This is a genomic window from Halococcus salifodinae DSM 8989, assembly GCF_000336935.1.
Lineage (GTDB): Archaea > Halobacteriota > Halobacteria > Halobacteriales > Halococcaceae > Halococcus > Halococcus salifodinae.
The window spans coordinates 1-9685 of the sequence record NZ_AOME01000060.1 but is presented as its reverse complement, the minus strand read 5'-3'; the positions used below and the strand labels follow the sequence as shown (position 1 = coordinate 9685).

The following is a 9685-nucleotide window of genomic DNA, read 5'->3' as shown; positions in this document are numbered from 1 at the left end:
GCACGCCTCAAGTGGAACGACCACGACTGGTCAGAGTCGCCATACTCTTGTTCCAACGAGGTTCGTGCGAACCCGCAAGTTGCCTTCGTGGCCGAGTCGGGTTAAACCGTACCCCCCACCGAAGGAATCTCGCCCCTTCAGGCGCGGGAGGATGTCAAAGCTCGTCCTGGGATTCGAGCTGGTCGATGATGTCGTCGACGAAGGATTCGGGGTTCTCGTAGGGGAAGTTGCCACCGTCGAGTTTGGTGTTGAGCTCCATCGCGGTCATCGAGAAGTCGCCGGACTCGAACTTGGTGGAGGGGCCGTTCGGCAGTGCCGGCACGAGATCCATCGGGCTCGAGATCGGGTAGTCGGCCTCTTCGAACGCGTCCATCATCTGGGTGCGGAGTTCGTCTTCGTCTGCCATAGCGCCCTCGTCTTCACCGACTGACACCAAAAACGTTCGGGAACCTCGGGCCCGTTTTCCGGAATTGTCGTCTCAGTTGTCGTCGATCGTGGCGAGCACCGACCCGATGTCGCCGAGACCGTCGATCACGTGATCTGGTGTGATGTCACTCGCGGCGAACGTTTCCCGGTCGGTGACGCCGGTCAGGACGAGCACCGTCTCCATCCCGTGGCGTTTGCCCATCGCGATGTCGGTGTCGAGCCGGTCGCCGATCACGAGACACTCCCCGGGCGGAGAGTCGAGTCGATCGAGTGCCGTCTCGGCCATCCGTGCGGCGGGTTTGCCCGCGATCCAGTCGGGATCACGATCGACGACGCCCGCGATGGCGTCGATGATCGCCCCCGAACCCGGTACTGCGCGGCCGTCTCCGGTCGGGATCGTCCGATCGGGGTCGGTACCGACGAACGCCGCGCCGGCCTCGATCGCGCGCAGTCCGTCGGTCATGTCGTCGTACTCGAACCCGCGATCGTACGAGACCACGAGCACGTCACACGCCGCCGGATCGTCGGTCAGCCGAAAGCCCGCCGCGGTGAGGACCGATCGGAGTCCGGGCGAGCCGATCACGAACAGGTCGGCGTCGGGGTGGGTTCGTTCGAGCGTGCTTGCGGTGACGCTGGCCGCCGAAACGACGGCTTCGGCATCGACTGGCACGTCCATCTCGATGAGTCGCGCGGCGAACTCCGTGGGGGATTTCGCCGGGTTGTTCGAGACGAAGCAGACCTCGTGGCCGGTGTCATGAAGCAGTTCGAGTCCCTCACGAGCACCAACAAGAGGTGTGTCGCCGCGATAGACCGTTCCATCGAGATCGACGATCGCGCCACGAGTGGCCATTCAACGGTACTCCGGGCGGGGCGGGCTAAATCCCGTCGGTTGTTTCGATTGCTGGTCTTCGTCCCGCGTTCGAGTATGCGGCAGCCGTGGTTCCGGCTAGACTCACAGACACACACTTGTCGTTCCGTTGCGGATCGGCAAGAGGAGTGGTGTGGTCACCGCTCTCCGGTGTCCTCGGGAACGACAGTAAACCCGAGAGTCCGAAAGTCACTGTCGAACGCAAAGATGTGCTCGACACCACGCTCGTCGGCGAGGACTCCAGTCAGGTGATCCACAAGCGTTATCTCGTGGTCGTCGTAGCGTTCGAACTCGTCGCGCCCCTGCGCGAACACCGCCGGATCCGCCCGAACGACGTTGAAGCTTCCCGCAGTGAGGATATCTCCGAGAGCCCGCGTGGCGGTCGCGTGATCGACCTTGTAGAGCAACAGCGTCGCGAGCTCCGTGAGCACGAAGCGTGTGGTGTACAGTGGGGAGTAGGCCAGGTCGCCCGTACGAATCGCATGGAAGAAAGCGCGGGCCGTCTCGTGGTGCTCGTCACGATCGTTGTAGTACGCGAAGAACGCTCCAGTGTCGATGAACAGCGGGTCCGCGCGCATGTCCGCGGCGCTTGCGGATGCAGGATCGGTGCCAGTATCGGCGCTACTCATTCGCCATCGCGTCGGCGAGATACTCGTCAGTCTTCGCGGCGTCCGTTGGTTCTCTCGACGATCCTGGCTCGGCGTCCCAGAACCCATCGTCCGGATCAACACCAGTCGGACCGCGTTTCTCGTCGGCGAGCCACCACACCGCGACAGCGCCGATTTTCTTGTGGTGGACCCGTCCGGTGTCGGCAAGCTTTCGGAGTCGTTGATCGGCGCTCTGGCGTGCAATGCCGAGCTGCTCGGCGACCTCGCTCGTTCCTGCCGGATCGTGCTTCCGGACGGCGTCAAGCACATCCCCGTCGGTGTGGTCGGGTGCGTAACGCCCGTACTCGTCACGCTCAGTCATACAGTACGCTACGTGTCCTACGCTGATAAATCCACCTGCTACGGTGGCAGGCCGATGGGCCGTACCAAATGCTACCGTGACAGGTGGCCGAAACCGACACGCTCGCCGTCCGTATTTTGGGATCCACAACACGTACCTCTCGCACCTCGCCGCGACCGGGGGCGTGGGGTTCGGCCTCTACTTGCTCGCTGTGGTGGCGGTGCTGTGGATCGCCGTTCGGATCGCTCCGGCCGAATCAACTCTGTCTCGACGGATATAATCCCTGTTTGACAGCGCTGGACGAGTGATGGCCGATCACCGGCCAAGCACGCGTAGCCCTCGGGCTGGGTAGCCGACGATGATATCGATACCGGCAGCGCGGAGCTGCTCGATGCGGTCGTCGGTCCACTCTGGCCGGCTTCGTGAAGCGTTGCGATCCCTTCGCGAGCACCAGCAAGAGGTGACGCGAAATCGGCGATCTGTCGGCTTTCTATCAATCCACGTACTCGAACAGTTCGTCGACTGTCAAGACCGTTTCCGGGATACCCAGGTCATTGGCGATACGGGTAACCGCCGGCGGAGCGACGTCGGTCTCGGCAAGCGTCTCGTGATCCCCGAAGACGGCTGTGGGTGGCCCGTCGAGGAGTCGCCGTCCCTGTCCGAGCGCGATGGCTCTGTCGGCGTGATCGCGAACGAAGGTCATGTCGTGGGTGACGACGATCACGAGCACGCCGCTGGCGACCAACTCATCGACGAGGTCGCCCAGAAGATCGATCCCACGAGGATCCTGCCCAGCGGTCGGCTCGTCGAGAACGATCACTGGCGTGTCCATCGCGACGACCGAAGCAACGGCGACCTGCTTGCGGCGGGCCAGCCCGATGTCGTAGGGGTTGGCGTCCCGGACCGGCTCCAGGCCCATCTGATCGATGGTTGTCTCGATCAGCTGCTCGGTTCGGTCCTCCTCGTAACCGAGATTTCGCGGACCGTAGGCGAGCTCTGCCGCCACCGTGTCGTGAAACAGTTGATTGTCCGGGTTCTGGAAGTTCAGCCCGACGGTCCGGGCGAGTTCGGCCACCGTTCGTTCGGTCGTGTCCGTCCCTCGGACCCGAACGCTCCCGGCTGTCGGTTCGAGGAGGCCGTTGAGGTGTTTCGCGAACGTCGATTTTCCCGCCCCGTTCTGGCCGATCACACAGATACAGCCCTGCTTGAGGGCGAGTGAGAGTTCATCGAGAGCCGTGATATTTTCGTCGTAGCGGTACGTCACCGACGATAGCTCGAGTTCGGTGCTCGAGTTGGTATTATCAGTGCCTGCGGCCCCGTCCGATGTAGGGGGATCGATGCCGGTGGCCCCGTCGGTTCCAACGGTGGTCGTGGCCGTTCCTGAGTTTTCGATTCGTCCTTCAAGTGTCTCGACCGCCGCATCGATCGTCAACGGAACCGCTGGCGGGTCCACCGAGAGGCGACGACCGATCCGCACGACGTCGGGGACTGAGACGAGCCGTTCGATGCCGTCGATCGTGAGTACCTGTTTGGGGTCGTCGTCGTGTCGAACCTGTCCGTCCTCGAGCACGACGAGCCGATCGAGATGTGGCGCGATGCGTTCGATGTCTTGACTGACGAGGACGACTGTATACTCCTCTTCGGCCGCAGCGATGAGATCAAGGATCTCTTCGGTCCCCTCGGGATCAAGCTGGGAGGTCGGCTCGTCGAGGACGAGAATATCGGGCTCTAAGGCAAGCACTGCGGCGAGTGCCAGTCGTTGGGATTGTCCACCTGAGAGCTGGTTTGGGTTCCGTCCCGCGAGATGGCCGATTCCGACGGTTTCGAGGGTGTCATAGACGCGGTCGATGAGCGTTGTCCGTGGTACGCCGGCGTTTTCCAGCCCGAACGCCACCTCCTCGAAAACGGTCGTCGATGCCCCGGTGAGCTGGTCGAAGGGGTTCTCGAAGAGCAGGCCAACGGTCTCGGCCATCTCGCCGATCTCGGTATCGGTGATTTCGTTTCCGTCGACGGTGACCTGTCCCGATAGCTCACCGTCGAAGAAGTTCGGAATGTAGCTGTGGATGAGCCGACAGACCGTTGTCTTCCCCGCGTCGCTCGGTCCCGCGATGCCGACGAACTCACCCTGTTCTACTGTGAGCGAGAAGTTCTCGACAGCCGGGCCGTCCGCTTGGGTGAGATACGTGAAGTCGACGTCCTCGAACTCGATGACGCTCACAGGACGATCACCCATGCCGCGACGAGGACGACTCCCACTGCCGTTGCCCAGCGGAGCGTGCGATCGAGGCGGGTGTCCGGGATGGTGTAGATGTACGTTCGCTCGCTTTCGCTGGTGAAACCCCGAGATTCAAGCGCTAACGCCCGTGTTCGCGTCGATATCAGGGTACTGATCAGCAACGGCGACAAGAGTTCGACGACGGCCCGGAGTCGCCGCAGGAGGTTCGCGCTCGTATCGAGCCCGCGTGACTGCTGGGCGTCGAGGATCTGCATCGAGCGCTGGCGCATCTGCGGGATGAACTGGAGGGCAGCGATGAACACGTATGCGAGCTTGTTCGACATTCCCTTCTGCATCAGTGCGTCGGTGAGCTTTTTCGGATGTGTCGTGGTGAAAATCATGAGCATGGCGATGATGACCGCACTTAGCCGGCCGATGATCAACAGGGCGAACTCGACACCCTCACGCCAGATCGTGAGTTGACCGACTACTGGCACGCTCGTGAGGACATACAGCGGCGTCTGGTTCTGGGGATAGAACAGGGCCTGTACTGGCAACAAGAATGCAGTCAACGGCACGAGAATCACGATCACGACCGTTGCCACCGATCGGAAGACGCCCTCCGCAAGGCTCGCGAGTAAAAGCGCCACTGCAAGCAGGAATGGGAGTTGGTACGTCGGCAGCAAGAACACGGCGATGGCGATACCGACCGCAATCACGAGTTTCGTGACGGGGTTGAGCCGATGGAGCAGGCTGTTGCCGGAGTGGTACTCGACGACGCCACCGACGTTACTGCCGGACTGTTCGAGTAGCTCCTCCGGGTCAGGACGCTCAGTCATCTTTGTGTGGGTATGGTTGGGTCATTTCTGTCGCCGTCTCGGTAGGAACGCGACCTCTCAGCGTGATCACTCGCTCAGTGCGTTCATGCCGCGACGAGGGAGGTATCGCAGCGGTACCGACTGGGCGATGAAGTACGCAACCGTGATACTAATGATCTTATCGATCGGTTCGGTGATGAACGAGGCCGAAACGACGCTCGTCCAGATCGCGTTACCCGACGCGAGAAACGCGGCCGTGACCGCTCCCTGCGCGCCCGGCGTGACGCCCCCGAAGACGAACACGCTGATCGGCGCGCTGAAGGCCGTTCCCACGAGTGCGATGATGACGCCAGCGGCGATCAGCCGCCAGTAGCCGATGGTGTTCGAGATCCGGAACCACCCCCGCTTGGCCATATAGCCAACGACGAGTGCGATGGCGATGTTGACGAGTGCGAAAGGAATGAGTTGTGGGCCGGCCGTGAACCCAAGCACGAGGTTGGTGAGGATCCCAGCGACGACCGCGACCCATGGTCCCGCGAGAATGGCAACGAGCATCGTCCCGATCGTGTCCAAAAAGAGGGGGATCCGAAGCGTTTGCACGATCGTTCCGACGACGACGTTGATACCGACCCCGACGGGGATAAGGACCCACGCTTCCGTCGAGAAATCGTTCTGGATTCTCTCGATGAAGCCGTCAGACTGTTCGGTGCTGCTCATGCGAGATGATTCTGTTCGCTGTCTCGCCCGGCGCCCAGAGCCGGTTCTTCACTGCTAGCTTGTATCTTGTTGATCATGTGCGTGGTTTCGGACCGGGTAGTAAAACTGTTGTGCAAATATGCTATACTCTGAATGACTTGTCCTCTTGCTGTCCGTTTGTATAAGTCGGCCTGTTTCGGGGTGGGCAGGAGAGGCTTAAGTTGGCCTCCTGTAGGAGTGGCATGTTCTGCCCGAGCGTCGTGATAATGGCGGTGGTAACGGAACCGTATCGGAGCCGACGATGAGAGCCGATCAGGCGATTCGGCGGCGTGGCTCACTGGATCGCCCCACGAACCAACGACACCACCGTCACGGATGGATCGATAGTCGCTGCAGATCAATACAGGAGCGTCTGCCGTGACGAGCCCTGTCGACACCCTGATCCGCGGAACCGTCGTCGACGTGCTCACCGGCACTCTCGAAGACCGGGCCATCGCAATCGATAATGGCGAGGTAGTCGCGTTCGGCGAGCGCCCCGCAGCCCGTGAACTCGAGGCGAACTACATCGCACCCGGGCTGATCAACGCACACATGCATATCGAGTCGACGATGCTCACTCTGCCGCGGTACGCGGAAGCGGTCGTGCCTCGGGGCGTGACGAGTATCATCGCCGATCCCCACGAAATCGGGAACGTCCTCGGGGCCAACGGCGTCCGGGCACTGTGTCGTGAAAACGATCGGACATCGATCAAGACACGCTTTGCAGTGCCGTCCTGTGTACCGGCGACCGACCTCCAGACTGCGGGCGCAAGGATCGGTCCCGAGGACGTGGCGGCGCTCTGTAACGAACCGAACGTCGTCGCGCTCGGGGAGGTGATGGACACGAAGGCGTTGCTCACAGGAGAGGCCGGAATCCACGCGAAGATTCGAATCGCCCGCGACGCTGGCTTGCGGATCGACGGTCATCTCTCGGGTATCAGTGGCGCGGACCTCCAGGAGGCGGCACGCTTTCTCGACAACGACCACGAGAGCCGCACCGCGGAGGCGGCCCGCGAGAAGGCCCGTGCGGGGCTCCGTCTGCATCTCCGTGAAGGATCTTCGAGCCCGAACCTCAGAGCCCTACTCCCACTCATCGACGAAATCGACACCCGTCGACTCTCGCTGTGTACGGATAACTTCTACGTCGACGACCTTCAGGATCACGCTGGGATCGACGAGGCGGTCCGAATGGTCATCGACGCTGGCGTCGATCCGGTCACCGCCGTCCAGCTCGCGACGGTCAACACGGCCGATGCATACGGGCTTCCGTTCGGTCGAATCGCGCCGGGAGCGCCCGCCGACCTCGTGTTGCTCGACGATCTGGAAACCTGGGCAGTCGCCCATGTCCTAATCGACGGTGAACTGGATCCGGAGCCGGTGTCGGCTCCCGAGACCGATCGACCGGTGCTGTTTGAGCGCAATACGGTTCAGTTCGAGCCCGTCGTCGCACACGACCTTGCCCACACAGCCACCACATCGGCACGCCATACCGTCCGGGCAATCGATCACACCGGCCAAACCACGGCCGAGACGATCGGTACCGTCCCCGCCGTGGACGGCGTACTTCAAGCGAATATGGAGGCCGACCTCTTACCGGCCGCAGTGATCGAACGTCACGGCAACGATGGCACGATCGGCACCGGGTTCGTCCACGGGTTCGGACTTCAGCATGGAGCGATCGCGAGCACGGTCGCTCACGACGCACACAATCTCGTCGTCGTCGGGACGTCCCATACGGCGATGGCTCACCTCGCGAATCATCTCCGGACGATCGGCGGTGGCCTCGGCGTGTACGATCCACGCCTCGAAGACGCCGAGAACGATACTGCGGGGATCACGACGCTTGAGCTCCCGATCGCAGGGCTGCTCTCGTCGAAATCCTCTGCAAAAATCGCGGGAACACTTGTCATGGTCGACGATGCTGCCCGCGACCTCGGATTCACACTCTCCGACGGCGTGATGGAACTCGACAATTTGACGCTGGAGGTGATCCCCGAACTCCGCCTCACGGATCGCGGGCTCGTGGACGTCCGTGCTGGGTCGATCGTCGACGTTGTCCTAGATACCGAGTGACCCTCAACTCACCACTCAATATCGGGTTCATCGTCGTAGGTCGCAATTCAATAAGCAAATCGATCAGTTCTCGAAACGGAACTAGCCATAACTATCTTTTGTGAAGAAACGAAACAACTCTTCCAATGGGGGAGAGAGATACCGACAAGACGCGGGAGCAGGGGGTAGAGTTCGGGCCGTTGGCCAACCGAATCGACAATCATAGCTATCCAGCGACAAGCACCGATCTCATCGAGGACTACGGTGACTACGAGGTGGAACTACCAGACGGGACACAGACGCTGGAAAATCTCTTCGAACCGCTTCAAGGGGAGGAGTTCGACTCGGCTGAGGATGCTCGACAGGCAGTACTGAACATGGTCGATGACAGAGCGATTGGGCGAAAAGGGTACTCCGACCGGTCCCCTCCTGCGCCCGGGGAAGAAACCGACTGGGAACCGGAGTCCATCTAATTCCCGCGTTCGGTCATATCGCCGAATCTCTCAGTCGAGTTAGTGTGTATTTCGTCACTCGGCCGTCGCTTAGTCACAGGATTTGACGGTAGTTGGAGTAAATGGCGGGGGCGTTGTCGTTGTGATGTACGGTGTTAGTTACGTCTCCATCGATGGTGAATCTGTCATACCCAGTCCCACTGACGGCGCCGTCAAATGTCTGGTCTCCATCCTCATCGGGGAGTCCTTCAAACTTGTCCTCATTGATGCCGTCTTGGCCGCTCTCAGCATCTATGACTTCTCGAATGGTGCCTTCAAAGCCAACCCTATATTCCGCATATCTGCCCTTGGCAACGACCGTGATAGTTCTATCCGGACGTTGACCGACGTGGGCAGCTTTGCCATCGATTGTGACTCGAACTTCGCCATCTCGGTCGAAGTCGAACGACAGCAACTCGCCGTCGTACGTGAAGGCATCCTTCCCGTTTTGGACTGCCCCGGTAACACCGTAGTCATTGATCTTCTCGGCTTTGTTGACAGTCGCACCGTAGGCGTCGCTATGTTTGGCCCGTCCACTGGTCGAGAACGAATACGAAGTTACTGGTCCGAACCCCTCGATGACCAGCGTGTGGTCCGGTCGATTCCCAACACGTGCCGGTTCCCCATCTAGAGTAACATTGATCTCTCCCGAGCGATCGAAGTCAAACGAATACAACGGGCCATCGAACGTGTAGGCATCTTTCCCTTCCCAGACCTGCCCATGTGCGCTTTGGTCGATGATTTCGTCATTGTCATCGATGGTCGCGCCTTCGGCTGTGCTCTTTTCAAGATTGTTTCCTACCGTGAACGAGTAGGAGGTCTGTGAGTCGAATCCTTCGATAACGAGCGTATGTTCGCCCGAGGCGGCTGCCGCACTACCCGCACTCCCAAGCGCTCCAAGGCCAGCCACCCCGGCCGCGCTCGTCGCGATGAATCGGCGCCGTGTGACATCTACTGACTGATGGGTATCACGGTCGTTGCTCGGTGAACTCGTCTCCGTTTCGTGGGCCGCTCGATTAGAACCCATCGACATCACAGGTATCTTAGAGGTTTTGTAATAAGCTTTCTGGAAATGACATATAATAAGTCTTGTGGGAATATCTGTCATATGATGCGCTTTGTGGAGTGGCTG

General features: G+C 60.7%; 10 protein-coding genes. 2 read left to right on the top strand and 8 right to left on the bottom strand.

All coding sequences use genetic code 11. From position 1 onward, the window contains the following. Positions 1 to 154: 154 nt before the first annotated feature. From C450_RS11605 to C450_RS11570, 7 genes are all read right to left on the bottom strand, one after another. Complete coding sequence (locus C450_RS11605; protein ID WP_005043617.1) at positions 155 to 406, bottom strand: MTH865 family protein; 252 nt, start codon at positions 404 to 406, stop codon at positions 155 to 157. Positions 407 to 478: 72 nt separating this feature from the next. Continuing rightward, entirely contained in the window at positions 479 to 1276 is a 798-nt protein-coding gene (locus C450_RS11600) for an HAD-IIA family hydrolase (protein ID WP_005043616.1), read from the bottom strand. A gap of 155 nt (positions 1277 to 1431) precedes the next feature. Continuing rightward, a complete protein-coding gene (locus tag C450_RS11595) occupies positions 1432 to 1923 on the bottom strand; it encodes a type II toxin-antitoxin system VapC family toxin (protein WP_005043615.1) in 492 nt (163 codons plus the stop codon). Then, positions 1916 to 2263: a hypothetical protein gene (locus tag C450_RS11590; RefSeq protein WP_005043614.1), complete on the bottom strand. Its 348-nt coding sequence runs from the start codon at positions 2261 to 2263 to the stop codon at positions 1916 to 1918. Before C450_RS11590 ends, C450_RS11595 begins: the two co-directional genes overlap by 8 nt. A gap of 472 nt (positions 2264 to 2735) precedes the next feature. Further along, on the bottom strand, positions 2736 to 4475 hold the full coding sequence (locus C450_RS11580; RefSeq protein WP_206536854.1) for an ABC transporter ATP-binding protein: 1740 nt from the start codon (positions 4473 to 4475) through the stop codon (positions 2736 to 2738). Continuing rightward, complete coding sequence (locus C450_RS11575) at positions 4457 to 5296, bottom strand: energy-coupling factor transporter transmembrane component T family protein (RefSeq protein WP_005043611.1); 840 nt, start codon at positions 5294 to 5296, stop codon at positions 4457 to 4459. Before C450_RS11575 ends, C450_RS11580 begins: the two co-directional genes overlap by 19 nt. 66 nt (positions 5297 to 5362) lie before the next feature. Further along, positions 5363 to 5992 carry an ECF transporter S component gene (locus C450_RS11570; protein ID WP_005043610.1) on the bottom strand — a complete coding sequence of 210 codons (630 nt, stop codon included), beginning with the start codon at positions 5990 to 5992 and terminating at the stop codon, positions 5363 to 5365. A 396-nt stretch (positions 5993 to 6388) separates the two neighbouring features. Between C450_RS11570 and C450_RS11565 the strand changes: the two genes are divergently transcribed. After that, positions 6389 to 8083 (top strand): adenine deaminase C-terminal domain-containing protein, encoded by a 1695-nt coding sequence (locus C450_RS11565; RefSeq protein WP_005043609.1) that lies wholly within the window; start codon positions 6389 to 6391, stop codon positions 8081 to 8083. Positions 8084 to 8208: 125 nt separating this feature from the next. Further along, complete coding sequence (locus C450_RS11560; RefSeq protein WP_005043608.1) at positions 8209 to 8535, top strand: DUF5789 family protein; 327 nt, start codon at positions 8209 to 8211, stop codon at positions 8533 to 8535. A gap of 73 nt (positions 8536 to 8608) precedes the next feature. Here C450_RS11560 and C450_RS11555 read toward each other — a convergent pair. Continuing rightward, the coding region (locus C450_RS11555; RefSeq protein WP_005043607.1) for a hypothetical protein at positions 8609 to 9685 on the bottom strand (1077 nt) is incomplete at its 5' end.

Coding starts and splice junctions, on each gene's coding strand:
- C450_RS11600 (WP_005043616.1), bottom strand. CDS start 1,276: ATGGCCACTCGTGGCGCGATCGTCGATCTCGATGGAACGGTCTATCGC.
- C450_RS11570 (WP_005043610.1), bottom strand. CDS start 5,992: ATGAGCAGCACCGAACAGTCTGACGGCTTCATCGAGAGAATCCAGAAC.
- C450_RS11580 (WP_206536854.1), bottom strand. CDS start 4,475: ATGGGTGATCGTCCTGTGAGCGTCATCGAGTTCGAGGACGTCGACTTC.
- C450_RS11560 (WP_005043608.1), top strand. CDS start 8,209: ATGGGGGAGAGAGATACCGACAAGACGCGGGAGCAGGGGGTAGAGTTC.
- C450_RS11590 (WP_005043614.1), bottom strand. CDS start 2,263: ATGACTGAGCGTGACGAGTACGGGCGTTACGCACCCGACCACACCGAC.
- C450_RS11595 (WP_005043615.1), bottom strand. CDS start 1,923: ATGAGTAGCGCCGATACTGGCACCGATCCTGCATCCGCAAGCGCCGCG.
- C450_RS11575 (WP_005043611.1), bottom strand. CDS start 5,296: ATGACTGAGCGTCCTGACCCGGAGGAGCTACTCGAACAGTCCGGCAGT.
- C450_RS11605 (WP_005043617.1), bottom strand. CDS start 406: ATGGCAGACGAAGACGAACTCCGCACCCAGATGATGGACGCGTTCGAA.